This is a genomic window from Duganella sp. OV510, assembly GCF_900100205.1.
Taxonomy (GTDB): domain Bacteria; phylum Pseudomonadota; class Gammaproteobacteria; order Burkholderiales; family Burkholderiaceae_D; genus Rugamonas.
The window spans coordinates 136,055-160,518 of record NZ_FNEQ01000011.1 but is presented as its reverse complement, the minus strand read 5'-3'; the positions used below and the strand labels follow the sequence as shown (position 1 = coordinate 160,518).

Genomic DNA, 24,464 nt, shown 5'->3' with positions numbered 1-24,464 from the left:
GACTTATGGATAATCTGGATTACCGGGCCTTGGCCGTGCTGGATGCCGTGGTCAGCCAGGGCAGCTTTGAAAAAGCCGCGCTGGCGCTCGGCATCAGCCAATCGGCCGTATCCCAGCGCATCAAGGCGCTGGAGGATGCAGCCGGCCGCCTGCTGATCGTGCGCGGCCAGCCGGCCGTGCCGACCGGGCTGGGCCAGCGGCTGGTGTCCCACCACCGCAACGTCAAGCTGATGGAGGCGTCGCTGGATATCGACCTCGGCAACCAGGTCAGCATGCCGGAAATCGCGCTGGCGGTGGACGCGGCCAGCCTGGCGACCTGGTTCCCGCTGGGCTTGCAGCCGTTGCTGTCGCCGCCGCGCTGCCAGCTGAATGTGCAGCAGGCCGGCACGGATATGGCGCTGCACCTGGTGAGCGAAGGCAGTGTGTTCGGCTGCGTGGCTGCCGGGCCGTCCGAAGCGCAGGCGAATGGCCCGCAAATAACGCCGCTGGGCCGCATGCGCTACGTGTGCGTGGCCACCAAGGCGTTTGCCGGGCACTGGTTTGGCGATGGCTTTTCGATCGAGGCGGCGCGGCTGGCGCCGGCCGTGGTCAGCGACCGCGACATGATGGACGGCTTCCTGCACGAGGTGCTGGATTTGCGCGGCGCCTATCCGCATCACACGCTGCCGCTGTCGGCGGCCGCCACCGAGTGCGTGTTCGGCAGCCTGGCGTATGGCCTGCTGCCGTGGCAGCAGGTGTCGGCGGCGCTGAACGACGAGCGGCTGGTCGACCTGGCGCCGGGACATTTCGTTGATGTCGCGCTGAACTGGCATGCGTGGAACCTGGATACGCCGTTCACCCGCGCGCTGTCGGAACAGGTCATCGCCACCGCCAGGCGCAATCTGCTGCCCTAAATATCCAGCGGATCGACTTCCAGCGACCACTTCACGCGGCTTTTCATGTCGCGCAGCGTCTGCAACCACTCCTTGAGGAAGGCTTGCAGCGCCGGCCGTGATGGCGACTCCACCAGCAATTGCGCGCGATCGACGTTGTGCACGCGCGTCATCGTCATCGGAATCGGATCGTTGATGGTGATGCCCGGATGCTGCAAACAATCACGCGCAATGGTCAGAAACTCGATCGCTGTCGCCAGCTCGCGCGCCTCCGCCCGCAGCAGCGCCTGGAACAGATAGGGCGGCAAGGCCGCCTGCTCGCGCTCCTCCAGCAAGGCCGAGGCAAAGTGATCGTAATCGTGATGCACCACCGCGCCGTATAGCGGATGCTGCGGATAACGCGTCTGGATCAGCACCTCGCTTGGCATGCCCGCCCGCCCGGCGCGGCCGGCCACCTGCATCAGCTGCGCAAACAGCCGCTCGCTGGCGCGGTAATCCTGCGAAAACAGCGCCGTATCCGGATTCATGATGCCCACCAGCGTCAGCTTCTTGAAGTCGTGTCCCTTGGCGACCATCTGCGTGCCGACCAGGATATCCACCTCGCCCCGGTGCACGGTATCGAAAGCCTCCTGCGCGCTGCCCTTCTTGCGGGTGGAGTCGGCGTCGATGCGCAGCACGCGCGCCTCCGGGAACAGCGCCTGCAAGCCTTCCTCCACGCGCTGCGTGCCGCGTCCCAGCGGTTGCAGGTCGACGTTGCCGCAGGTCGGGCAATGGCGCGGAATGCGCAGCTCCAGGCTGCAATGGTGGCAGCGCAAGCGATGCTCGGGACGATGCAGCACCATGAACGATGTGCAACGCGTGCATTCGCTGATCCAGCCACAGGATTCGCAGCAGATCACCGGCGCATAGCCGCGACGATTCAGGAACAATAGCGACTGCTCGCCGCGCTCCATGCGCTGCCGGATCGCCGCCACCAGCTGCGAGGTCAGGCCGTCCTTCGGCTTGTCGCGCTCCATGTCGATCAGCTTCACCTGCGGCAGCACGGCGTTTTTCACTGCCCGCTCGCGCAGCTCCAGCTTGCGGTAGCGGCCCGATTGCGCGTGATGCCAGGTTTCCAGCGACGGCGTCGCCGAACCCAGCACGATCGGAATCTGCAACTGCCAGGCGCGCCACACGGCCAGGTCGCGCGCCGAGTAACGCAAGCCTTCCTGCTGCTTGTACGATGGATCGTGCTCCTCGTCGATGACGATCAGCTTCAGGTTCGGCAACGACGACAGGATCGCCAGCCGCGTGCCCAGCACGATGCGCGCCTTGCCCTCATGCGCCGCCAGCCAGTGCAGCATGCGCTCGCCTTCGGACAGGCTGCTGTGCAAGGTCGCCAGCATGACGCCGGGGAAACGCGCGCGGATATTGCCTTCCAGCTGGGGCGTCAGGTTAATCTCGGGCACCAGGATCAGGATCTGGCCGTCCGGCGCGCGCGCCAGCACTTGCGCGCAGGCTTGCAGGTAGACCTCGGTCTTGCCGCTGCCGGTGACGCCGTACAGCAGCGACGGCGTGAAACCTTGCGCGCCGCCGATAAAGTCCGCCGCCTGCTGCTGCTGCGGGTTCAGCGCCGGCATATTGGCTGGCGTGGCGTCGTGCGGCGCATCCAGCTTGGCCAGTTTCTTCAGCGCGCGGTCCAGCGCCACCGTGGTCAGCACGCGCAGATTCTTCGGCAGGCCCGGCAGCGCCACTTCGCCCAGCGGACGCTGATAGTAATCGGCGGCAAAGCCGGCCAGCGCCAGCCATTTCTGCGACAGCGGCGACAGCTGGCTGCGCACCGCCAGCGCATCTTTCAACTTATCCACGGGCACATCGGACTCATCGGCCACGCCGACGATCAGGCCCACCACCTCGCGCCGCGCAAAGGACACCAGCGCCAGCTGGCCAACTTGCGGCCGCTCGGCCGGCTCGCATTGCCAGCGGTAATCAAAAACCGCATTCAGCGGCGTATCAATGGCGATTTGAAGGTAGCAAGGGCGTGGATTATTCATGCTGCACCCTGCAAATTTATCGATGCTGTATGTATCCACAGTTTCTGTGGATAACTTTGTGGACAATGGAATCTTATTCCCCGGAAAGCCGTGACATCCACGTTGGTATCGTCCAAAACCGGGTAAAAATTCAAAATTTTTTCTCTTTAAAATCAGTAACTTGGAAAACGCTTCCCAGAGGCTGGAAATTCGTCATCGCTTCCGGCCAGCTGTGCATAAGTGAAGTATTTAGGATGTTTTTTTCCTCGAAATCAAGCACTTTTTTGCGCGTTTTGGCGATATTGCGCAGCACAAGCGTACCAAATTTTATACTTATGCTCACCTCAAGCTTTGCGACTTGATAACAGGCTTGGCAAGGCTGCTATTTTTGCTTAAAAATCGTGCAACGCAACATAATCCTAAAGCAAAACAGCAACATTAAAGCTAAGTCACGGTTTACTAAGTCATTTTATTTATTGTCCACAGTTTTTGTGGATAACTTTGTGGAAAATGAAGAAATAAAGCGGATGATAGTTCTGCACAAGGTTTACGGCTTGCTAAATATTGCCCTGCGAGTCATAAAAATTATCCTTGCAAATCATATACTTACAAAGTGCTCAAGGGCTAGCGAAAAGTGGCTGCCTATTATTTCCGCAGCAAAAAAAATTGTGCATAAGTCGGCTTGAGTAGTCCGTTCGCACCAATGAAAAAGGGCACGTTCCCGAAGGACACGTGCCCCTTGTTCACAGATCAGCTCAGGCTGCGCGCTGGGCCTTGCTGTAGCTGTGTACCGCTTCCACCATGGCCGCAACGTTCTCCGGCGGCGTGAACTGCGAAATGCCGTGGCCCAGGTTGAATACGTGGCCGCTGCCGTTGGCATCCGGCTTGCCGAAGGCGTCCAGCACCTTGTGGACTTCGGCGGTGATCTGCTCCGGGCTGGCGAACAGGATGGCAGGATCGAGATTGCCTTGCAGCGCGACCTTGTGGCCGACCAGCTGGCGCGCCTTGCTTAGGTTGGCGGTCCAGTCCAGGCCCAGCGCGTCGGCGCCAATGTCGGCGATTTGCTCGATCCAGTGGCCGCCACCCTTGGTGAAGACGATGGCCGGGATTTTGACGCCGTCTTTTTCGCGCTTCAGCAGCGACACCACCTGCTGCATGTATTTCAGCGAAAACTCCTGGTAGGCGCCGTCGGCCAGCGCACCGCCCCACGAGTCGAAGATCATCACCGCTTGGGCGCCGGCGTCGATCTGCGCGTTCAGGTATTCGGCGACGGATTTGGCGTTGATCTCCAGGATGCGGTGCATCAGGTCCGGGCGGTTGTACAGCATCTTCTTGATGGTGTGGAACTCGCGCGAGCCTTCGCCTTCCACCATATAGCAGGCCAGCGTCCATGGGCTGCCGGAGAAGCCGATCAGCGGCACGCGGCCATTCAGCTCGGTGCGGATCTGGGTCACGGCATTGAAGACATAGTCCAGCGAACCGGCTTCCGGCTGGCGCAGCGCCAGCACGTCGGCTTCGGTTTTCAGCGGACGCTCGAATTTCGGGCCTTCGCCTTCGACAAAGTGCAGGCCCAGGCCCATCGCGTCCGGCACCGTCAGGATGTCGGAGAACAGGATGGCGGCGTCCAGCGGGAAGCGGTCCAGCGGCTGGATGGTGACTTCGGTGGCGTAGTCCGGATTGGTGGCCAGGCCCATGAAGGAGCCCGCTTTGGCGCGGGTGGCGCGGTATTCTGGCAGATACCTTCCGGCCTGGCGCATCAGCCACACTGGCGTGTAGTCGGTGGGCTGGCGCAGCAACGCGCGCAGGAAGGTGTCATTCTTGAGCGGAGCAAATTGTGGCATGGAAGGCAATCCAGGACATTCAAAGGCGCTATTATCGCATCCCACGCCGATTTTCCGCTGGTAAGCATGGTCCGCAGGGGGAAGCTCCCCGGTACAATGCTGCGCATAGACCTTTCTGGAGCCGCCTTATGACCTCTTCCGCACCTGCCACCATCGCTGCCTATGGCGCCTGGCCGTCGACCATCAGCGCGGAGCGCGTGGCGGCCGGGGCGACGCCGATGTCGTCCTTGCTGCTGGGTGGGACGGATGGCAGCGATATCTTCTGGCTGGCCGGGCGGGCGGCGGAGGCGGGCCGCAATACCCTGCTGCGCCATCATGGCGTGACTACCGGAGAGTTGACGGCGGCACCCTTCAATGTCCGCTCGCGGGTGCATGAATATGGCGGCGGCGCCTATGTGGTCGATGGCGAGACGGTGTATTTCACGCATTTTAAGGACAACGTCGTCTACAGCCTGGTGCCGGACGGCGCAGCGCTGCCGATCACGCAGCCTGGCAAGCAGCGCTTCGCCGATTTCGCAGTCGACCGCGCCCGCAATCGCCTGATCGCCGTGCGCGAGCTGCATAGCGATGACAAGCATGCCCAGCCAGGCAACACCATCTGCGCCATCAGCCTCGGGGCGGCGGGCAACACGGCGGCGGCGGGCGTGACGACGGCCGGCAGCTCTGCGGCGGCCGGTCCGGGCGCGGAAGGCGCCGAGACGGTGCTGGTGCAGGGCGCGGACTTTTATTCATCGCCGCGCGTGTCGCCGGACGGCCGTTCGCTGGCCTGGCTGAGCTGGGACCATCCGCGCATGCCGTGGCAGGGCACCACGCTCTGGCTGGCCGATTTTAACGACGATGGCACCCTGTCCACGCCACAACGCATCGCCGGCAGCGAAGAAGAATCCATCTGCCAGCCCGAATGGTCGCCCGACAACCTGCTGCACTTCGTCTCCGACCGCAGCGGCTGGTGGAACCTGTACCGCCTGTGCCGCGACCGCCAGCGCAGCGAAGGCCTGTGTCCGATGGAGGCTGAATTCGCCTCCCCGCACTGGACCTTCGGCAACAGCATGTACGGCTTCCGCTCGGCCAGCGAAATCATCTGCACCTATATCGACAAGGGCGTCAGCCGCCTGGCGCGCCTGCTGCCCGGCAGCGGCAAGCTGGAAGCCATCGCCAACCCGTACGAGGAAATCCGCGAACTCCGCGTCGGCAAAGGCTACATCGCCATGCTTGCCGGCGGCCCGGGCATCCCGATGGAACTGGCACGCATCGATTTCACCGAAGAAGGCGTCGAAATCCTCGCCCAGTCGATCGAAGAGCTGCCGGACCAAGCCGACCTGTCGATCCCCAGCAGCATCAGCTACTCCAGCGCCAATGGCCGTACCGCGCACGCCTTCTACTACCCGCCACGCAACAAGGACGTGCAGGCGCCCGAAGGCAGCAAGCCGCCGGTCATCGTCATCGGCCACGGCGGCCCGACCGGCATGACGGTCAACACACTGAACCTGAAGATTCAGTACTGGACCAGTCGTGGCTTCGGCGTGCTGGATGTGAACTACGGCGGCAGCACCGGCTTTGGCCGCGCCTACCGCGACCTGCTCAAAGGCCAGTGGGGCATCGTCGACGTCGAGGATTGCGTCGCCGGCGCCAGGGCGCTGGTGGAACGCGGCCTGGCCGACGGCGACCGCCTGATCATCCGTGGCGGCAGCGCCGGCGGCCTGACCACGCTGTGCGCGCTGACCTTCCACGACGTGTTCAAGGCCGGCGCCAGCTACTACGGCGTCTCCGACCTGAAAGGGCTGGACCAGGACTCGCACAAATTCGAATCGCACTACAACGAATACCTGATCGCACCGAAAGCGCAGGCCGACGCCGTCTACGCCCAGCGCTCGCCGATCAACCACACCGACAAGCTGTCGCGCCCGATGATCTTCTTCCAGGGCCTGGACGACAAGGTGGTGCCGCCGCAGCAATCGCAAATGATGGTCGACGCGCTGAAAAAGCGCGGCATTCCGGTCGAATACGTCGAACTGGAGGGCGAAGGCCACGGCTTCCGCAAAGCCGAGAACATCATCCGCACGCTGGAAGCGGAACTGCACTTCTATCAAAACATCTTTAAGCTGAACCACGCATGAGCGATCCCAAGCTGCTCGCCGAATTCGACGCGCTGCCCTTCCATGAAAAAGCCATACTCGCCCTGCTCGCGCTGGTCGGCGAGCCGATGGGCCGCACCGCCATTCTCGATCATCTGAACCACGCGCGCATCGAACAGAATGACGACGGCAAGCTGTACACCGTCGCCACGCTGGACGACGCCATGTCGAAGCTGGAACGCCTGGCCTTCATCAGCGTGGTGACGGGGCGCGGCTTTGTCTGCAATCCGAAGCTGCGCTGGCCGGCGATCCGCTCCGCCATCGGCACCCACGCAATGGAAGACCTGTGCGCCGCCTACACGGAACTGGTGCCGATGCGCCAGACCTGGAACAGCACCGAACCGCGCAGCTACCGCGCCGGCATGGCGCGCCTGCGCATGGGCCTACTGCGCGGCCACGGCCCGCAACAGATCCAGCAGGTGCTGGCGTTCTGCCTGGGCAGCTATGAAGCGGCGCAGCTGCACCCTATCGTCGACATCTTCGGCCGTCCGTTCGAGCCGGGCATGATCATGCTGGTCAGCCCGCTGCTGCAAGACGACGTGCTGGCGGTCCTGATGCACAACGCCCAGCACGAACCAGCCACCGCGCCGCTGATACGCGAATACTGCGAGATGCATATGCAGCGCCGCCACGGCGACATCAACGCCGAACTGCGCATGGCCATGGCCGAAGACGCGCTGCTGTGCGGCCGCCTGGACGACGCCAAACGCTACCTCGAACGCACGGCCGGCGCACAAAGCCAGTACCTCGCCAGCATCATCGTATTGCTGCGCGGCGCCGCCAGTGCCGCCATCACCGGCTTTGACGTCGCGCTGAAAACGCTGCGCCGCGATACCGGCAAACGCAAGCAGCTGTTCAGCGGCATGGGCGGCAACCTGTACCTGCTGTCGGCGCTGCGCAGCGGCGATGCCAAACACCTGAAAAACGCCGAAGCCTACCTGGAAATCGCGGTCAAGCTGCCGAAGAATCATGATAGCTCGGTGTACCAGCAAATCGACCTGCTGCGCCAGATCCGCGCCGGCATCATGCAAGTGGATGCCGTATCGGCGCTGCCGTGGGAACCGTCGCTGCAAACCCAGATGTTCCAGTACCTGCTGTATTTCTGGCTGTCGCTGCCGGCACTACAGGAGCGCAAGGAACAGTTGCAGGAGCTGGTCAAGAACGCCGAACGCGCCGGCTATATGTTCATCGCCAGCCAGTCCGCCGCGCTGCTCGGCCAGATGGGCGACGCCGCCATGCAGACGCACGCGCAGGCGCTGCGCTCGCGCTACGGCTTCCCCGACCTGAGTACCTGGTTCGAGCGCCAGGAAGGCTGGCAGCGCCAGCTCACCGCGCTGATCAATCTGCACCAGCCCTCCGCGCCGGATGCGGCGGGCAGTTCGCGCCTGGTGTGGCTGCTGACCTACGATCACCGCCACGGCCTGACCGATATCGCGCCGCTGGAACAGAAGCGCGATGCGCGCGGCCTGTGGAGCAAGGGCCGCGCCGTGGGCCTGAAGCGTTTGCGCTTCGAATCCGAGCAGTTCGATTTCCTGACGCCGCAGGATATCCGTGCAGCCGAAGCGATCACCGTGGCGCATCGCGGCTACCAGTCCACCGGCCTGACGTATGAAATCGATCCGCAGCGCGCCGCACCGATGCTGGTGAATCACCCGCTGCTGTTCTGGTCCGACCTGCCGGACATGCGGGTGGAAATGCTGTCCGGCGAGCCGGAACTGCTGGTCAAGCGCAGTCCCGGCAACCTGGAACTGCGCTTGCAACCACCGATCCCGGACGATAGCTCGTCGGTGGTCATCAGCAAGGAAACGCCAACCCGCCTGCGGGTGGTCAACATCCTCGACGAACACCGCAAGATCGCCGCCATCGTCGGCGACGCATTGAATGTGCCGGCGCACGCCGAACAGCAGGTGCTGTCGGCCATCAGCGCCATCTCGTCGCTGGTGACGGTACAGTCGGACATCGGCGGCGCCGCGCCCGACATGGAGCAGATGGAAGCCGACATGCGCCTGCATCTGCACCTGCTGCCTTACCAGCATGGGCTGAAAATGCAGATCCTGGTGCGGCCGCTGCCGCATCAGACTAACGGCGCCTACTACAAGCCGGGTGACGGCGCCGACAGCGTCATCGCCGACATCGGCGGCAAGCCGGTGCAGGCGCGCCGCAAGCTGATCGACGAGCGCGATGCGGAGCGCGACCTGATCGCCAAATGCCCGGTGCTGGAATCGGCCGAACAGGATCACGGCGAATGGCTCTTGGGCCAGCCCGCGCTATGCCTGCAACTGCTGGTGGAGCTGCAAGCGCTCGATCCGGCCAGCATCGTCATCGCCTGGCCCGAGGGTGAGAGCTTCCGCGTCACCAACAAGGTGGAGACCAAGCATTTGCGCCTGGCCATCAAGAGCAACAAGGACTGGTTTGCCGCCAGCGGCGAGCTGCAAGTCGACGAGGGCAAGGTCATCGACTTGCGCACGCTGCTGCAGATGATGGAGAAAAGCCACGGCCGCTTCGTCGAACTGGGCGAAAACCGCTACATGGCGCTGACCGATGAACTGTACCGCCGCCTGCAAGAGGTGAGCGCCTATGGTGAAATCACCGCCGACGGCGTGCGTGTCCATCCACTGGCCTCGTTCGCGCTGGAAGAACTGGCCGACGATGTCGGCGGCCTCAAGTCCGACAAGCTGTGGAAAGAACACCTGTCGCGCATGCAGCAGCAAACCGCGTTTGAGCCGCAGCTGCCAAGCACCCTGCAGGCGGAGTTGCGCGACTACCAGCTGGAAGGCTACAACTGGCTGGCGCGCCTTGCGCATTGGGGCGTGGGCGCCTGCCTGGCCGATGATATGGGCCTCGGCAAAACGCTGCAGGCGCTGGCGCTGATCCTGTCGCGCGCGCCGCAAGGCCCGACGCTGGTGATCGCGCCGACCTCGGTCTGCATGAACTGGATCAGCGAAGCCGCACGCTTCGCGCCGACGCTGAACGTGCAGCTGTTCGGCCCCGGCGACCGCGTTGAGCAGCTGAACACGCTGCACGGCTATGACGTGGTGGTGACCAGCTACGGCCTGCTGCAACTGGAGGCTGCGCTGTTTGCCAAGGTCCAGTGGAATACCATTGTGCTGGATGAGGCGCAGGCGATCAAGAACGCCGCCACCAAGCGCTCGGCGGCGGTGATGGCGCTGAAGGGCGACTTCCGCATCGCCGTCACCGGCACGCCGCTGGAAAACCACCTGGGCGAGCTGTGGAATTTGTTCCGCTTCATCAATCCGGGCCTGCTGGGCAGCATCGAACAATTCAACCTGCGCTTCGCCGCGCCGATCGAGAAGCCGCAGGACCATCGTGCCGAACTGGGTGCGCGCAAGCGCTTGCGCCGTTTGATCCAGCCGTTCATCCTGCGCCGCACCAAGTCGCAGGTGCTGACCGAGCTGCCATCGCGCACCGAGATCACGCTGGAAGTGGATTTGTCGGCCGACGAAACGGCGCTGTACGAATCGCTGCGCCGCGCCGCGCTGGAGAATCTGGAAAAGGTCGAAGGGCCGGCCGAGAAGAAATCGATCCAGATCCTGGCCGAGATCATGAAGCTGCGCCGCGCCTGCTGCAATCCGAACCTGATCGCGCCGGAGCTGGGACTGGCCAGCAGCAAGCTGGCGGCCTTTGCGCACCTGCTGGAAGGCCTGCTGGAGAACAAGCACAAGGTGCTGGTGTTCAGCCAGTTCGTCGACCACCTGGCGCTGATCCGCGCACACCTGGACGCGCAGAACGTCAGCTACCAATACCTCGACGGCTCGACCTCGATGGCCGACCGCAAGAAGCGCGTCGACGCCTTCCAGGCCGGCGACGGCGATGTGTTCCTGATTTCGCTGAAGGCGGGCGGCGTCGGCATCAACCTGACCGCCGCCGATTACGTGATCCACATGGACCCGTGGTGGAATCCGGCAGTGGAAGACCAGGCTTCCGACCGCGCCCACCGCATGGGCCAGTTGCGGCCGGTGACCATCTACCGCCTGGTGGCGCGGCATACCATCGAGGAAGGCATCGTCGACCTGCACCAGCACAAGCGCGACCTAGCCGACAGCCTGCTGGAAGGCAGCGATGTCAGTGGCCGCATGTCGTCTTCTGAAATGTTAGCGATGCTGCAAGAGGGCTTGAAGAAATAATTTCGGCTTGTATCGGACGGCCTCAAGCGGGCGGTTTAATGATAATCTCTTCCGCTTCGAAGACAAGGCTGTATATGATGATCAAGACTAAATTCGCGCTGGCGGCGCTGATGGCGGCACTGGCCGCCGCGCCGGCCGACGCCGCTACGCCGCAGAAAAAAGCAGTGCCGACCAAGAAGAGCAGCGCCAGCAAGGCCAAGAGCAGCAAGGCCGGCAAATCAGGCAAGGCCGGCAAGAGCAAGGGCAATGGCAAGGCTGCAGCCAAGGCCTCCGGCAAAGGCCGCACTGTCGCCGCCGCAGCCAGCGTGCCGGCGCTCAAGGTAGCGTCCGAACGCTGGCAGGACCGCCAGTTCGACAACCTGAGCAACCAATTCCTCAACGCGCTGTGGCGCATCGATTCGGAAAGCGCGATCTACGCCGGCAAGTACGACACCGCCGCCGTGCTGACCGTGCCGAACAGGGAAGAACAGGCCAAGGAGCTGGCCTTCATCAACGACTGGCTGACGCGCTTCGGCGCGGTCAAGGCCAATGGCCTGGCGTCCAAGCAGCGCACTGACCTGGCGCTGCTGGTCAACAAGCTGGAAGCCGACCGCTTCCGCCTGACCACGCTGCGTGAATGGGAATGGAATCCGGCCAGCTACAATGTCGCCGGTCCGATCGACCTGATCCTGAATACCGAATACGCGGCCCAGCCGCAGCGCCTGCGCACGCTGCTGAAGCGCATCGCCAGCATTCCGGACTACTACGAAGCGGCGCGCGCCAACATCATCAACCCGACGCGCGAACATACCCGCCTGGCGATCAAGCAGGCGCCTGGCGTGCAGAACCTGCTGATCGAAGTTGACAAGGCAGCGCAGGCGTCGATCCTGACGGCGGTGGAGAAGCAGCAGTACACCCAGCGCATCAATGCTGCGCTGACGGCGGTGGACAACTACGTGGCGTTCCTGACCGAGATGGACAAGCAGATGGACACCAAGGGCCGCCGCTCCTTCCGCCTGGGCAAGGATCTGTATGAGCAGAAGTTTGCCTACGATATCCAGTCGGCCAGCACCGCCGAGCAGACCTATCAGAAAGCGCTGGCGACGCGCGAAGAACTGCTGGCGAATATGGACAAGCTGTCCGATGAGCTGTGGGACAAGACCATGGGCAACACCGCCAAGCCGGCCGACCGCTTTGCCAAGATCGGCCTGGTGATCGACAAGCTGTCGGCGCGCCATGTGGCGCGCGAGGATTTCGTCAACGAGATCAAGCGCCAGATTCCGGTGCTGCAGGATTGGGTGATCAGCAAGAACCTGCTGACGCTGGACCCGAACAAGCCGCTGGAAGTGCGTGCGACGCCGGCCTATGCCGCTGGTGTGGCGGGCGCCAGCATCGATGCACCGGGGCCGTATCGTCCGCAGGACCGCACCTTCTACAACGTGACGCCGCTGGATAACGCGACGCCGGAGCAGGCCGAAAGCAGCCTGCGCGAGTACAACCACTGGATCTTGCAGATTCTGAATATCCACGAGGCGATTCCGGGCCACTATGCGCAGCTGGTGTACGCCAACCGTTCGCCATCGATCGTCAAGTCGATCTTCGGCAATGGCGCGATGGTGGAAGGCTGGGCGGTGTATGGCGAGCGCATGATGCTGGAGTCCGGCTATGGCGACAACGCGCCGGAGATGTGGCTGATGTATTCCAAGTGGAACCTGCGTAGCGTGACCAACACCATCCTCGATTACAGCGTGCATGTGCTGGGCATGACCGAAGAGCAGGCCATCGATCTGCTGACGCGCCAGGCCTTCCAGACGCGCACCGAAGCGGTGGAGAAGTGGCACCGGGTGCAAGTGTCGTCGGTGCAGCTGACCAGCTACTTCAGCGGCTACAGCGAGATCATGGAATTGCGCGAGCAGCGCAAGCAGCAGCTGGGTCCGCGCTTCAACCTGAAGGAATTCCACGAGCAATTCCTCAGCTACGGCAGCGCGCCAGTGCGCGTGATCAAGGGCCTGATGACGCAGTAATCCTGCGCGCGCTCAAACTGATGGGCAGGTGATTCGATACGACGGGGAATGGCTGCGACGCGGCCGTTTTCTGCTACGATCAAATCCGGGAGGTATCATGACCATGCCCATCAAATTTAATACTCTTGAGTACGTCAGGAATCTGATTGAAGCCGGCATTCCGGCGGAACAAGCGGAGGCACAAGCTAGCGCACTGAGTCACGCGCTGGCAGAAGCCACGGTCGCGCCGAGCGAACTGGTTCTTCTCAGAACCGACATGATCGCCCGCATCGAAATGTTGCGCGCGGATATCTATGCCAAATTGGAGGCATTGGAGCAGCGCTTGCGGGCGTATGTCGACCGCAAGCTGACTGCCGTGTATTGGATGGTGGGAATTTCATTGGCGCTGCAAGCGGTGCAAATCACAGCGCTAGTCTATGTCATCAGCCGGTTGCCGTAACGCTCAGGCTTTTTCTTCCGGCGCAGTGGAGATGCGGACGAACAGCGGGGCGACCAGCAGGCCCAGTTCGAACAGCAGGCACATCGGAATCGCCAGCGAGAACATCGACACCGCATCCGGCGGCGTCACAATCGCCGCGATCACAAACGCGCCGACGACGGCGTAAGGACGAATCTCCTTCAGCTTGGCCACCGTCACCAGGCCCATGCGCACCAGGATCACCACCACCACCGGCACCTCGAACGCCGCGCCAAACGCCAGGCACATCGACATCACGAAGTCCAGATAGTTCTCGATATCCGGCGTCACCGCAATCGACTGCGGCGAGAATTCAGCGATAAAGTGGAACACCCGGCCAAACACCAAGAAATAACAGAACGCCACGCCGCCCATGAACAGCGCCGACGACGAAATCACCAGCGGCGCAATCAGCCGCTTCTCATGCGCATACAAGCCCGGCGCCACAAACGCCCACAGCTGGTAAAGCACCCACGGCAAGGCCAGGATGATGGCAATCACCAGCGTCACCTTCATCGGCACCAGGAACGGCGACACCACGCCAGTAGCGATCATCTTCGAGCCAACCGGCAGCGCGGCAATCATCGGTTCGGCAATGATGTCATAGATGCGCGAAGGCCCCGGCCAGATCATCAGCCCGATGCACATGATCGCAATGCCGATCGTTGCCTTGACCAGGCGGTCACGCAGTTCGATCAGGTGAGAGATAAAGGTCTCTTCGCCCTGGTTAGGTGTACTCATTTAGTAGAAAGAACTATTGGTCGGGCCACGCGGACGGAAGCGCGCCACGCGGGCGGCGCCGGACGTCACATGCATCTTGCCGCCGTTGCGCTGCTTGTACCAGTTGGGAATGGCGGAATTGCGCACCAGCTTCTTGCGGCGGAACTCGCGCGCCTTGCGCGCCAGGTCGTCGGTGGTGACGTGGCTGTACGCCGAATAGCCGGACGAAGCCGCCGTCTCCGAAGTAGATGAGCTGTCGCTCCAGCTGTTCTCGACATCCGCCATGTTTTGCGAAATCGAGTTTTCCACTTCCGACTTGACGCTTTGCGCGGCTTCCTGCACTTCCTTTTGCAGGTTGCGCAGCTCTTCCATCTCGATTTCGCGCGTCACCTCGGACTTCACGTCGTTGAGATAACGCTGGGCGCGGCCGTACAACGTCCCGGCCATGCGCGCCACCTTGGGCAGCTTTTCAGGACCGATAACGATCAGCGCGACCACGCCGATGACAGCAATTTTGGTGAGACCGAGATCGATCATACGCGCCGGAGATTACTTCTTCTCTTTGGTGTCGACGTCGATCGTGCCTGGCGCAGGTGCGGCTGGCTTGTCTTCTTCACCGCCCTTGACGCCATCCTTGAAGCCTTTGACAGCCTTGCCGATGTCCGAACCCATATTGCCCAGCTTTTTGGTGCCGAAGATCAAGATCACGACAACCAGCAAAATTGCCCAATGTACCCAGCTAGTAGAACCCATCATATTCCCCTTACAAGGCGCATTGCGCCTGGATTAAATTCGTTGATTCCTAGAACCGCAGCGATAGTATACGCGAAGCGCCGTTTCTCAGGTAAATAAGGCTGTTCTGCGTCAGTTCAACGCTTGCCGCGCCATGGTTGCGGCCCGCCGATCACATGCAAGTGCAGATGGTACACCTCCTGGCCACCATCCGGCCCACTGTTAACCAGGGCCTTGTAACCACGAGTCGGCGTGCCGTCCGCATCATAGCTGACCGAGCAGCCGAATTCCTCTGCCAGGCGGGGGGCGAGCGCCATCATCTTGCCCAGCAATTCAGGCTCGGCCGCAGCATCCTGCAACGTTGCATAGTGTTTTTTTGGAATCACCAGCAGGTGCACAGGCGCATGCGGATTGATATCCTTGAAGGCCAGCAAATCATCATCTTCGTACACGGTGGTCGAAGGAATTTTCTTTTCAGCTATTTTGCAAAAGATGCAGTTTTCCACTCAGGACTCCATTTATTCTTTGCGGGAAGCTTTTTCCTCAATGCCGGACACGCCCTCGCGGCGCGCCAGTTCATCGAGCACTTGCTGCGGCTTCAGGTCGAACTGCGCCAGTAGCACCAGCGTATGGAACCACAAGTCAGCCACTTCGTACAGCACCTTGCCGCTGTCGCCGCCGGCGCGCGCATCCTTGGCGGCCATGACGGTTTCAGTGGCTTCCTCGCCGATCTTCTTCAGGATGGCGTCGTCGCCCTTGGCAAACAGCTTGGAGGTGTAGGAGGTGGCGGCATCGCCGCCGTTGGCTGGCTTGCGCGATTCGATCACGTCCGCCAGCCGGTCAAGAATGGTGCTCATTTGCCTGCCTTGTAAATATCGCTCGGGTCTTTCAGCACCGGTTCGGTGTTTTGCCAGTCGCCTTCCTGCGCGTCGCCCTCGAATTTCTGGAAGAAGCAGGAATGACGGCCGGTATGGCAGGCGATGCCGCCGGCCTGCTCGATTTTCAGCAGCACCACGTCCTCGTCGCAATCCAGGCGCACTTCCAGCACCTTCTGCACGTGGCCGGACTCTTCGCCCTTGTGCCACAGCTTCTTGCGCGAGCGGCTCCAGTAGACGGCCTCGCCCAGCTCGACCGTCTTGGCCAGCGCCTCGCGGTTCATCCAGGCAAACATCAGCACATCGTTGGTGACGGCTTCCTGGGCGATCACCGGCACCAGGCCGTGTTCGTCCCATTTCACTTTTTTCAGCCAGGCAGCCTTGGGCTGGACCGGCGCGTTCATGCCGCCACTCCATCCAGGCGCATCGGAATGCCCTGCTGCGCCATGAAGCGCTTGGCTTCCTGGACCGAATATTGGCCGAAGTGGAAGATGCTGGCGGCCAGCACCGCATCGGCCTTGCCCAGCTTGACGCCGTCGGCCAGGTCCTGCAAGCCGCCGACACCGCCGGAGGCGATCACCGGAATGCTGATGGCGTCGGACACGCCACGCGTCAGGCCGAGGTCGAAGCCGGACTTGGTGCCGTCCTTGTCCATGCTGGTCAGCAGGATTTCGCCGGCGCCCAGCTGTTCCATTTTCTTCGCCCACTCGATGGCGTCGATGCCGGTGGCCTTGCGGCCGCCGTGGGTGAACACTTCCCACTTGCCCGGCGCAGTCTGCTTGGCGTCGATTGCCACCACGATGCATTGCGAGCCGTGCTTCTGCGAAGCCTCATACACCAGCTGCGGATTCGACACCGCCGATGAGTTCATGCTGACCTTGTCGGCGCCGGCGTTCAGCAGGCGGCGCACATCGGCCACCTCGCGCACGCCACCGCCGACGGTCAGCGGAATGAAGACCTGCGAGGCCACCGCTTCGATGATGTCGAGGATCAGGCCACGGTTATCGCTGGTGGCAGTGATGTCGAGGAAGGTCAGCTCATCGGCGCCCTGCTCATCGTAGCGGCGGGCGATTTCCACCGGGTCGCCGGCATCGCGCAGCTCGGTGAAGTTGACGCCTTTGACGACGCGGCCATCGGTCACGTCCAGGCAGGGGATGATGCGTTTAGCCAGCATGGTTATTCGTCTTCTTCCTCGATCAGGTCGCCGCTCAGCTCATCCGCGCGCTCCTGCGCCGATGCCAGGTCGATCGTGCCTTCGTAGATCGAACGGCCGCAGATCACGCCTTCGATGCCTTCGTCCTGCACCGCACACAGCGCTTCCACGTCGGCCAGATTATGCAGGCCGCCGGAGGCGATCACCGGAATCTTGACGGCTTGCGCCAGCTTGACGGTGGCTTCGATATTGACGCCGCCCATCATGCCGTCGCGGCCGATGTCGGTATAGATGATCGATTCCACGCCATAGGCTTCGAATTTCTTCGCCAGGTCGATGACTTCGTGGCCGGACATCTTGCTCCAGCCGTCGGTGGCGACCTTGCCGTCCTTGGCATCCAGGCCGACGATGATGTGGCCAGGGAAGGCGCCGCAGGCGTCGTGCAGGAAGCCCGGCTCTTTGACCGCAGCGGTGCCGATGATGACGTAGGTGATGCCGGCGTCCAGGTAGCGCTCGATGGTGTCGAGGTCACGGATGCCGCCGCCCAGTTGCACCGGGATTTCGTCCAGGTCGTTTTCCTCGGCGTAGTCCTGCACCGCTTTCAAGATCGACTTGATGGCCGCCTCGTTCTTCGGCTTGCCGGCGAAGGCGCCGTTCAGGTCAACCAGGTGCAGGCGGCGCGCGCCTTGCTTCAGCCAATGCAGGGCCATCTCGGCCGGATCTTCGGAGAATACGGTGGCGAGTTCCATATCGCCTTGTTTCAAGCGAACGCAGTGACCGTCTTTGAGGTCGATGGCAGGAATAAGCAGCATGATGGTTTAAGTAAGTATAAAAAAGAAATCAAGGGTTCCAGTGGACAAAATTCTTGTACAGCTGCAGTCCGGCCGCGGCACTTTTCTCCGGGTGGAACTGGGTCGCAAAAATATTATCACGCGCGACGGCACAACTGAACGGCGCACCGTAGACAGTTTGGCCAACGGTATGCGCGGCCTGCTCCGGCTGCGCAAAATAGCTGTGCACGAAGTAGAAATACGCGTTGTCGGCAATATCCTGCCACATCGGGTGAGACGCCGTTTGCTGCACTTGGTTCCAGCCCATTTGCGGCACCTTGAAGCGTGAGCCGTCTTCCTGCAGCTGGCCGTCGAGCTGAAAGCGCACCACTTTGCCGGGTAACAGGCCCAGGCCGGCGGCATTGCCTTCCTCACTGACATCAAACAGCATTTGTTCGCCGATGCACACTCCCATAAGAGGCTTGTTGCGGGAGGCCGTAAGCAAGGCCTCCTGCACGCCGGACTCGCGCAGGCTGCGCATGCAGTCCGGCATCGCGCCCTGGCCGGGCAGCACGATGCGGTCGGCCGATTCTATGTCCGCCACTTCGCCGGAAATCAGCACATCGGCCTCCGGCGCCACGGCGCGCAGCGCCTGCGCGACCGAGCGCAGATTACCCATGCCGTAATCAACTACTACGATTTTTTTCATGATGTGGTTTAGAGGGTGCCCTTGGTCGACGGGATGGTGCCGGCGGCGCGTGGATCAAGCTCCGACGCCATGCGCAGCGCACGCCCGAAGGCCTTGAACACGGTCTCGCACTGGTGGTGGGCATTGGTGCCGCGCAGGTTATCGATGTGCAGCGTCACCAGCGCGTGGTTGACGAAGCCACGGAAAAATTCCAGCGTCAGGTCGACGTCAAAGGTGCCGATCATGGCGCGCGTGAACGGGATGTGGTACTCGATGCCTGGCCGGCCGGAATAATCCAGCACGACGCGCGACAGCGCCTCGTCCAGCGGCACATAGGAGTGGCCGTAGCGGACGATGCCCTTGCGGTCGCCGATGGCCTTGGCCACCGCCATGCCCAGCGTGATGCCGACGTCTTCCACCGTATGGTGGTTATCGATATGGATATCGCCGGTGGCTTCGACTTCCAGGTCGAACAGGCCGTGGCGGGCGATCTGGTCCAGCATATGGTCGAGGAAGGGCACGCCGGTGTTCAGCTTTTGCTTGCCGGTGCCGTCCAGGTTGATGGAAACGCGGACTTGCGTCTCGTTGGTATTACGGATGATTTCTGCGGTGCGGTTCATGAAAAAAGCTCGCGATGGTGTTCAGGCTGCCAGCGATGCGGTGAACGCATCGAGGAAGGCGGAATTTTCTTCCGGAGTACTGACAGTAATGCGTAGGCAATTGGCCAGCACACTGTGCATTTTACTCACATTTTTAATTAAAACCTTGTGGGCTAGCAGTTTCGCGTGGGCATCGTCGGAATTCGGCACGCGAATCAAGATAAAATTCGCCGCTGACGGAAAAACTTCCACACCCGGGATACGGGCCAATGCAGCCGTCAGATCGGCGCGTGCGGCGCGCAAAGCGGCCGCCTGTTGGTTCAGCACCGCCACATGGTCGAGCGCGAATTCGGCGGCAACCTGCGTCAGTACGTTGATGTTGTAAGGAGGCCGCACTTTGTCGAATTCCGCCAGCAATTGCGGCGCCGCCGACATATAGCCGAGGCGGATGCCGGCCAGGCCGAGCTTCGATACGGTGCGCATCACCACCAGGTTGTTGAACTCCGGCAGGCGGTGCATGAACGTTTGCTGGGCAAACGGTTCATATGCCTCGTCCACCACGGCCAGGCCGCTACCGTTGCTGTCCAGCGCGCGGATGATGGCGACGATGTCGTCTGCGGCGAACAGGTTGCCGGTCGGGTTGTTCGGGTAGGACAGGAACACCAGCGCCGGCTTGTGCTCTGCGATGGCCGCCAGCATGGCAGGCAGGTCCAGCGTCATGTCGGCCTTCAGCGGCACGCCAACGTAATCCATGCCGGCGAATTGCGCCGAGCGCTGGTACATGACGAAGGACGGTGTCGGCGCGACGACAGTGGCGCGACGGTCCTGCATGGCGCAGGCCATGCACAGGATGGAGATCAGCTCATCCGAGCCGTTACCGAGGATGACGTCATAGCCGTCCGGCACGCCCAGCTTGTCGACGATACGCTGCTTGATGCTGGCGTAGGAGGCCACCGGGTAGCGGTTCAGCGCCACATCGGCCAACCGCTGGGCGAGATCCTCGCGCAGATGATGCGGCAGGTGGTAAGGGTTCTCCATCGCATCCAGTTTAATGAAACCACTCGCGTCGGCGACGTGATAGCTGGCGACAGCTCTGACGTCGGGACGGATGGTGCTGTTGACCAGCGTGTCGATGGGGGACATCTTACTCAAGCTCCTATGAGGTGACGGAATTGCGGGGTTTCTTGGGTTTCTTCGGCGGCGGCGCCGGGATTTCCGGCATCGCCAGCCGTTCATTGATGATGGCGCAGTATTCAGGATTCAGCTCGAAGCCGACATAATTGCGGCCGGTGCGCTTGGCCGCGATCGCCGTCGTGCCGCTGCCCATGAACAGGTCCAGCACCACGCCATCCGGCGGGCACGAAGCCTTGACCATGCGCTCGATAATCTCCAGCGGCTTCTGCGTCGGATGGTCGGCGCGCTCGGGATGCTCGCGGTGCAGGCGCGACACGCTCCACAAATCCTTCGGGTTGTAACCCACTTCCAGCCATTTCGCGCCGATGAAGATGGAGCGCGAGCGGGCCTTCTTGGTTTCGGCATCATACGGAATGCGCACCGCGTCCAGGTCGAAGTAGTAATCCTTGCGGCGCACGAAAAAGCCGATGGTGTCATGCACCGACGAGTAGCTGCGCACGCTGCCGCCCATCGATGGCACGCGGCGGTCCCAGATAATTTCGTTCATCATCGTCATGCGCTTTTTCAGCATGACGAAAATCTCCGGCGAAAAACGCCAGGTCAGGAAAATGTACAAGCTGCCGTTGGGCTTCAGCTTCGGCAGGGCGGCGTCTATCCATTGCTCGGTCCAGAGCAGGTAGTCGTCTACCGTTTGCTGGTCCGAGGCATTGCCGTAGTCCTTGCCGAGGTTATACGGCGGGTCGGTCAGAATCAGATCGATGGAACCGTCGGGGATGCGCGCCAGTCCGGCCAGCGCATCCTCGCAAAAGACCTGATTGAGCCAGGTGTCCGTCATCTCTTAGTCATTCCTCAGGCGCAGCTCCGCGCTGCGGGCGTGCGCCTGCAAGCCTTCGCCGTAGGCCAGTTCGGCAGCGACCTTGCCCAGCGTTTGCGCGCCGGCTTCGCTGACGTGAATGATCGACGAGCGTTTCTGGAAATCGTAGACGCCCAGCGGCGACGAGAAGCGCGCGGTGCGCGAAGTCGGCAGCACGTGATTCGGGCCGCAGCAGTAGTCGCCCAGCGATTCGGACGAGAAGCGGCCGAGGAACATGGCGCCGGCGTGGCGGATCTTGTCGGCCCATTGCTGCGGCTCGACGGCGGAGATTTCCAGATGCTCGGCGGCGATGCTGTTGGCGATGGCGCAGGCTTCGTCCATGTCGCGCACCTTGACCAGCGCGCCACGGTCACCCAGCGAGGTGCGGATGACTTCCGCGCGGGGCATTGTCGGCAGCAGCTTTTCTATGCTCGCTTCGACCTTGGCGATGTAATCGGCGTCTGGGCACAGCAGGATGGCTTGCGCCAGCTCGTCGTGCTCCGCTTGCGAGAACAGGTCCATGGCAATCCAGTCAGGATCGGTGGTGCCGTCGGCCACGATCAGGATTTCCGACGGGCCGGCGATCATGTCGATGCCGACCGTGCCGAACACGCGGCGCTTGGCCGACGCCACATAGGCGTTGCCCGGGCCGACGATTTTATCGACGGCCTGAATGGTATCGGTGCCGTAGGCCAGTGCGGCCACAGCTTGCGCGCCGCCGATGGTGATGACGCGGGTGACGCCGGCAATCGCGGCGGCAGCCAGCACCATCTGGTTCTTCACGCCGTCCGGCGTTGGCACCACCATGATGATTTCTTCCACGCCGGCGACGTGCGCGGGGATCGCGTTCATCAGCACCGACGATGGATAAGCGGCTTTGCCGCCAGGGACGTAGATGCCTACACGGTCCAGCGGCGTCACGCGCTGGCCCAGCACCGTGCCATCGGCTTCGGTGTAGGTGAAGCCGTTCAGTTCCTGCTTCTGGCGTTCATGGAACACGCGTACGCGGTGTGCGGCGACTTCCAGCGCCTTGCGCTGCGCATCGGGAATCGCCGCCAAGGCGGCTTGCAGTTCTTCCTGCGAGACGTCCAGCGCCGCCATGCTGGTGGCGCCGCCGTTCGGCAAGCGGTCGAACTTGTTGGTGTACTCAATGACGGCGGCATCGCCGCGCGCCTTGACGTCGGCCAGGATCTTGCCGACAGCGGATTCGATGGCGTCGTCGGTGCTGGCTTCAAACGCCAGCAGGGTGTCCAGGCGCTGTGTGAAATCGGCCTGGCTGGAATCGAGCTTGGTAATCATTTTTTGGAGGCGCGTTCAAATGCTTCGATAATCGGTTGCAGGCGCTCGCGTTTCATCTTCAGCGCGGCCTGATTGACGATCAGGCGCGACGAAATATCCATGATGGCCTCAACCTCTTTCAGGTCGTTGGCGCGCAGCGTGTTGCCGGTGCTGACCACATCGACAATCGCGTCCGACAGGCCGACCAGCGGCGCCAGCTCCATCGAGCCATACAGCTTGATCAGGTCGACGTGCACGCCCTTCTTGGCAAAGTGCGCGCGCGCGGTTTCCACAAACTTGGTGGCCACGCGCAAACGCGCGCCCTGGCGCACGGCAGTCTCGTAATCGAAACCGTTGCGCACCGCGACCGACATGCGGCACTCGGCGATATGCAGGTCGATCGGCTGGTACAGCCCTTCGCCACCATGCTCCAGCAGCACATCCTTGCCGGCCACACCGAAATCCGCCGCGCCATGCTGCACATAGGTCGGCACGTCGGTGGCGCGCACAATCAGCACGCGCACGTTAGGGTCGTTGGTCGGCAGGATCAGCTTGCGCGAAGTTTCCGGATTCTCGGTGACGGTGATGCCGGCTGCTTCCAGCAACGGCAAGGTGTCTTCGAAAATGCGGCCCTTCGACAGCGCAAGAATCAGCTGCTGGGAGTCGGCTTGGAATGCACTCATGGTTTTACTTGATTCGCTTGATGTTGGCGCCTACGGCGGAGAGTTTGACTTCCATCTGATCGTAGCCACGGTCCAGGTGATAGATGCGGTCGATCAGCGTTTCACCGCGCGCAGCCAGGCCGGCGATCACCAGCGAAGCGGAGGCACGCAGGTCGGTCGCCATCACAGGCGCGCCAACCAGCTGTTCCACGCCTTTGATAAAGGCGGTGTTGCCATCGGTTTCAATTTGCGCGCCCAGACGGTTCATCTCCTGGACGTGCATGAAGCGGTTTTCAAAAATGGTTTCCGTCACGCGGCTGGCGCCGTCGGCGATGGTGTTCACCGCCATGAACTGCGCCTGCATGTCGGTCGGGAAGCCTGGGTATTCAGTGGTGCGGAAGGTTACGGCGTGCGGACGCTGGTCCATCTGCGCGCGGATCCAGTTGTCGCCGATGGTCAGTTGCAGGCCGATCTCGCGCAGTTTGTCCAGCGCGGCGTCCATGATATCGACACGGGTGTTGCGGATGGTGATGTCGCCACCGGCAGCAGCCACCGCGCACAGGAAGGTCGCGGCTTCGATGCGGTCCGAGATCACGGCGTGTTTGGCGCCATGCAGTTCGCTGACGCCCTGGATCACCAGGCGGCTGGTGCCGATGCCTTCGATCCTGGCGCCCATGGCCACCAGCAGATTGGCCAGGTCGGTCACTTCCGGTTCGCTGGCGGCGTTTTCCAGCACGGTCTCGCCTTCGGCCAGCGTGGCGGCCATCAGCAGGTTCTCGGTGCCGGTCACGGTGATCATGTCGGTGACGATGCGCGCGCCTTTCAGCTTGGCGCACTTGGCGTAGATGTAGCCGCCTTCCACGGTGATGTCGGCGCCCAGCGCCTGGAGACCCTTGATGTGCTGATCCACCGGACGCGAACCGATGGCGCAGCCACCCGGCAGCGAGACCTTGGCTTCGCCGAAGCGCGCCAGCAGCGGACCCAGTACCAGGATCGAAGCGCGCATGGTTTTCACCAGGTCGTACGGCGCTTCCAGCTTGGTGATGGCGCTGCCGTTCAGGATCACCTTGTCGTTGTCCTGCGTGACTTTCAGGCCGGTTTCGCCGAGCAGCTTGAGGATGGTCGAGACATCGTGCAGGTGTGGCACATTGGACAGTTCCAGATCGCCGGAGGTCAGCAAGCCCGCGCACAAGATAGGCAGGGCGGCGTTCTTCGCGCCGGAGATGGTGATGTCGCCTTGCAGGCGGTTACCGCCTTGAATCAGAAGCTTGTCCATGCTTATCCTTGGTATTCTTCAGGGGTGAGGGTTTTCATCGACAGCGCGTGGATTTCCTCGCGCATGCGGTCGCCCAATGCAGCGTACACCAGCTGGTGGCGCTGAATCAAACGCTTGCCTGCAAACGCAGGCGACACAATCACCGCCTGGAAGTGCTGGCCGTCGCCGTCCACTTCAAGGTGGGTGCATTCGAGACCGGCCTTGATGTAGCCGTGGATGAGTTCTGGGGTCGTAGCCATGATGGGTGTCCTTACCTAAA

Annotated in this window: 24 protein-coding genes; 5 read left to right on the top strand and 19 right to left on the bottom strand. The window is 62.2% G+C overall.

Annotated features, from left to right (window positions below):
* Positions 1 to 5: 5 nt before the first annotated feature.
* Positions 6 to 893: an ArgP/LysG family DNA-binding transcriptional regulator gene (locus tag BLS51_RS25115; protein ID WP_090190635.1), complete on the top strand. Its 888-nt coding sequence runs from the start codon at positions 6 to 8 to the stop codon at positions 891 to 893.
* Here the strand turns inward: BLS51_RS25115 and BLS51_RS25110 are convergent.
* From BLS51_RS25110 to hemE, 3 genes are all read right to left on the bottom strand, one after another.
* Complete coding sequence (locus tag BLS51_RS25110) at positions 890 to 2,905, bottom strand: primosomal protein N' (RefSeq protein WP_090190638.1); 2,016 nt, start codon at positions 2,903 to 2,905, stop codon at positions 890 to 892. The genes BLS51_RS25115 and BLS51_RS25110 overlap by 4 nt on opposite strands.
* 130 nt (positions 2,906 to 3,035) lie before the next feature.
* Entirely contained in the window at positions 3,036 to 3,197 is a 162-nt protein-coding gene (locus BLS51_RS29840) for a hypothetical protein (protein WP_175472685.1), read from the bottom strand.
* 442 nt (positions 3,198 to 3,639) lie between these two features.
* Positions 3,640 to 4,725, bottom strand: a complete 1,086-nt coding sequence (hemE, locus tag BLS51_RS25105) for a uroporphyrinogen decarboxylase (protein WP_090190641.1) — start codon at positions 4,723 to 4,725, stop codon at positions 3,640 to 3,642.
* Between the two features lie 128 nt (positions 4,726 to 4,853).
* Between hemE and BLS51_RS25100 the strand changes: the two genes are divergently transcribed.
* The 4 genes from BLS51_RS25100 (at position 4,854) to BLS51_RS25085 (ending at position 13,447) form a co-directional block, all read left to right on the top strand.
* Entirely contained in the window at positions 4,854 to 6,842 is a 1,989-nt protein-coding gene (locus BLS51_RS25100) for a S9 family peptidase (protein WP_090190643.1), read from the top strand.
* Positions 6,839 to 11,005: a DEAD/DEAH box helicase gene (locus tag BLS51_RS25095; RefSeq protein ID WP_090190646.1), complete on the top strand. Its 4,167-nt coding sequence runs from the start codon at positions 6,839 to 6,841 to the stop codon at positions 11,003 to 11,005. Before BLS51_RS25100 ends, BLS51_RS25095 begins: the two co-directional genes overlap by 4 nt.
* Before the next feature lie 77 nt (positions 11,006 to 11,082).
* Complete coding sequence (locus BLS51_RS25090) at positions 11,083 to 13,008, top strand: DUF885 domain-containing protein (protein ID WP_090191012.1); 1,926 nt, start codon at positions 11,083 to 11,085, stop codon at positions 13,006 to 13,008.
* 97 nt (positions 13,009 to 13,105) lie between these two features.
* Positions 13,106 to 13,447 carry a hypothetical protein gene (locus BLS51_RS25085; RefSeq protein ID WP_090190647.1) on the top strand — a complete coding sequence of 114 codons (342 nt, stop codon included), beginning with the start codon at positions 13,106 to 13,108 and terminating at the stop codon, positions 13,445 to 13,447.
* Positions 13,448 to 13,450: 3 nt separating this feature from the next.
* Here BLS51_RS25085 and tatC read toward each other — a convergent pair whose 3' ends face one another.
* The 16 genes from tatC to BLS51_RS25005 all read right to left on the bottom strand — a co-directional run bounded on the left by tatC (position 13,451) and on the right by BLS51_RS25005 (position 24,444).
* Positions 13,451 to 14,206, bottom strand: a complete 756-nt coding sequence (tatC, locus tag BLS51_RS25080) for a twin-arginine translocase subunit TatC (RefSeq protein ID WP_090190650.1) — start codon at positions 14,204 to 14,206, stop codon at positions 13,451 to 13,453.
* A complete protein-coding gene (gene tatB / locus BLS51_RS25075; RefSeq protein WP_090190652.1) occupies positions 14,207 to 14,722 on the bottom strand; it encodes a Sec-independent protein translocase protein TatB in 516 nt (171 codons plus the stop codon).
* 12 nt (positions 14,723 to 14,734) lie between these two features.
* Complete coding sequence (tatA, locus tag BLS51_RS25070; protein ID WP_090190654.1) at positions 14,735 to 14,938, bottom strand: Sec-independent protein translocase subunit TatA; 204 nt, start codon at positions 14,936 to 14,938, stop codon at positions 14,735 to 14,737.
* Between the two features lie 116 nt (positions 14,939 to 15,054).
* Positions 15,055 to 15,423, bottom strand: a complete 369-nt coding sequence (locus tag BLS51_RS25065; protein ID WP_090190656.1) for a histidine triad nucleotide-binding protein — start codon at positions 15,421 to 15,423, stop codon at positions 15,055 to 15,057.
* 12 nt (positions 15,424 to 15,435) lie between these two features.
* The gene (locus tag BLS51_RS25060; protein WP_090190659.1) at positions 15,436 to 15,774 is read right to left on the bottom strand and encodes a phosphoribosyl-ATP diphosphatase; all 339 of its coding nucleotides are present in this window, start codon (positions 15,772 to 15,774) and stop codon (positions 15,436 to 15,438) included.
* Entirely contained in the window at positions 15,771 to 16,196 is a 426-nt protein-coding gene (hisI, locus tag BLS51_RS25055) for a phosphoribosyl-AMP cyclohydrolase (RefSeq protein WP_090190661.1), read from the bottom strand. Before hisI ends, BLS51_RS25060 begins: the two co-directional genes overlap by 4 nt.
* Positions 16,193 to 16,966 carry an imidazole glycerol phosphate synthase subunit HisF gene (gene hisF, locus BLS51_RS25050; protein WP_090190663.1) on the bottom strand — a complete coding sequence of 258 codons (774 nt, stop codon included), beginning with the start codon at positions 16,964 to 16,966 and terminating at the stop codon, positions 16,193 to 16,195. Before hisF ends, hisI begins: the two co-directional genes overlap by 4 nt.
* 2 nt (positions 16,967 to 16,968) lie before the next feature.
* A complete protein-coding gene (gene hisA / locus BLS51_RS25045; protein ID WP_090190666.1) occupies positions 16,969 to 17,757 on the bottom strand; it encodes a 1-(5-phosphoribosyl)-5-[(5-phosphoribosylamino)methylideneamino]imidazole-4-carboxamide isomerase in 789 nt (262 codons plus the stop codon).
* A gap of 28 nt (positions 17,758 to 17,785) precedes the next feature.
* Positions 17,786 to 18,424: an imidazole glycerol phosphate synthase subunit HisH gene (gene hisH, locus BLS51_RS25040; protein ID WP_090190668.1), complete on the bottom strand. Its 639-nt coding sequence runs from the start codon at positions 18,422 to 18,424 to the stop codon at positions 17,786 to 17,788.
* Positions 18,425 to 18,432: 8 nt separating this feature from the next.
* Positions 18,433 to 19,023, bottom strand: coding sequence for an imidazoleglycerol-phosphate dehydratase HisB (gene hisB, locus BLS51_RS25035; RefSeq protein ID WP_090190670.1), 591 nt, complete (start codon positions 19,021 to 19,023; stop codon positions 18,433 to 18,435).
* Between the two features lie 21 nt (positions 19,024 to 19,044).
* The gene (gene hisC / locus BLS51_RS25030; RefSeq protein ID WP_090190673.1) at positions 19,045 to 20,145 is read right to left on the bottom strand and encodes a histidinol-phosphate transaminase; all 1,101 of its coding nucleotides are present in this window, start codon (positions 20,143 to 20,145) and stop codon (positions 19,045 to 19,047) included.
* 13 nt (positions 20,146 to 20,158) lie between these two features.
* On the bottom strand, positions 20,159 to 20,971 hold the full coding sequence (locus tag BLS51_RS25025; RefSeq protein ID WP_090190675.1) for a DNA-methyltransferase: 813 nt from the start codon (positions 20,969 to 20,971) through the stop codon (positions 20,159 to 20,161).
* A gap of 3 nt (positions 20,972 to 20,974) precedes the next feature.
* The gene (gene hisD / locus BLS51_RS25020) at positions 20,975 to 22,288 is read right to left on the bottom strand and encodes a histidinol dehydrogenase (protein ID WP_090190677.1); all 1,314 of its coding nucleotides are present in this window, start codon (positions 22,286 to 22,288) and stop codon (positions 20,975 to 20,977) included.
* On the bottom strand, positions 22,285 to 22,950 hold the full coding sequence (gene hisG, locus BLS51_RS25015; protein ID WP_090190679.1) for an ATP phosphoribosyltransferase: 666 nt from the start codon (positions 22,948 to 22,950) through the stop codon (positions 22,285 to 22,287). The genes hisD and hisG overlap by 4 nt, the downstream gene beginning before the upstream one ends.
* Positions 22,951 to 22,954: 4 nt before the next feature.
* A complete protein-coding gene (murA, locus tag BLS51_RS25010) occupies positions 22,955 to 24,205 on the bottom strand; it encodes a UDP-N-acetylglucosamine 1-carboxyvinyltransferase (RefSeq protein WP_090190681.1) in 1,251 nt (416 codons plus the stop codon).
* 2 nt (positions 24,206 to 24,207) lie between these two features.
* Positions 24,208 to 24,444, bottom strand: coding sequence for a BolA family protein (locus BLS51_RS25005; protein WP_090190683.1), 237 nt, complete (start codon positions 24,442 to 24,444; stop codon positions 24,208 to 24,210).
* Positions 24,445 to 24,464 lie beyond the last annotated feature (20 nt).